We start from the raw sequence: 855 nt of genomic DNA, 5'->3' as shown, positions 1-855 counted from the left end.
GATGCTGGTGAGGGACAGGAAGTGGTCGCCGTCGGCGGAGCAGGTGGGCTCGTCAGCGGCGCGCCGGGTTCCGGCCGCGCCGCTGTTGAACTGTGGTCAGCCCTCGGGGGAGCCCTCGGGTCAGTGGAGCTTGTTGACGGCGGTCTTGGTCGTGGTGCGGAAGGCGGTCAGCGGGGCGTCCTCGAGGTCGCCCATCTGGCCCCAGCGGACGAGGGTGACGGTGCGGCCGTCGCGGCCGACGGAGAACAGGTGGATGTCGGAGATGCCGATCTGCGGGTCGGCGGTGTCCAGGCTGTAGACCCAGGCGCCTTCCTCGACGGCGAGCTTGCCGTGGGAGGTGCCGACGGCCTGCAGGCCCGGGTTCTGCTGCTCCAGCAGGGGGCCGCAGCCGGCGAGGGCACCGCGGAGGGTGTCGACCAGTTTCACGGCGTCGGTCTCGGTAGGGGCGACGGTGGTGACCTGGACGCCGTTGGTGTCGAGCTCGGTGCTGAACTCGCGGTAGCGGGTGTTCTGCGCCGGGATCTTGTACGGGGCGCAGAGGACGCCGCCGTTCTCCGGGACGCCGGTGAAGACCTGGGTGGCGGTCCACGGCGTCGATGACGGCGGCATCTGGGAGGCGGCGAGGAAGGCGGGCTGGGCAGCGGCCTGCGCCGGGGCTGTGGCGAGGGCCGCGAGGCCCAGTGCGGCGGCGGCTGCGGTGGCGAGTGCGGTGCGGAGCTTGTTCATGGTGGTGGATCCCCCGTCGGGTCGTTCGTCCGGTCAGTGCTCAACCAGCGTGGGGCCGGCGCCCGTCGGCTGCAACGATCACGCGCCCACCAGCCGTCCCGGAACCATTCCACCCCCGCTGACGTGCAA

1 protein-coding gene is annotated in these 855 nt (G+C 71.9%); it reads right to left on the bottom strand.

Translation table 11 applies throughout. The annotated features are described in order from the left end of the window. Positions 1-120: 120 nt before the first annotated feature. Positions 121-726, bottom strand: coding sequence for a hypothetical protein (locus tag IA22_RS0133695; RefSeq protein WP_030125871.1), 606 nt, complete (start codon positions 724-726; stop codon positions 121-123). Between the last annotated feature and the right edge of the window lie 129 nt (positions 727-855).

The sequence above is a fragment of the Kitasatospora papulosa genome (assembly GCF_000717245.1).
GTDB lineage: Bacteria > Actinomycetota > Actinomycetes > Streptomycetales > Streptomycetaceae > Streptomyces > Streptomyces papulosus.
The sequence above is the reverse complement of the archived record's forward strand: the minus strand, read 5'-3'. Positions and strand labels throughout refer to the sequence as shown.

Excerpts from the sequence above, each read along its gene's own strand:
- IA22_RS0133695 (WP_030125871.1), bottom strand. The coding sequence starts at position 726 with ATGAACAAGCTCCGCACCGCACTCGCCACCGCAGCCGCCGCCGCACTG.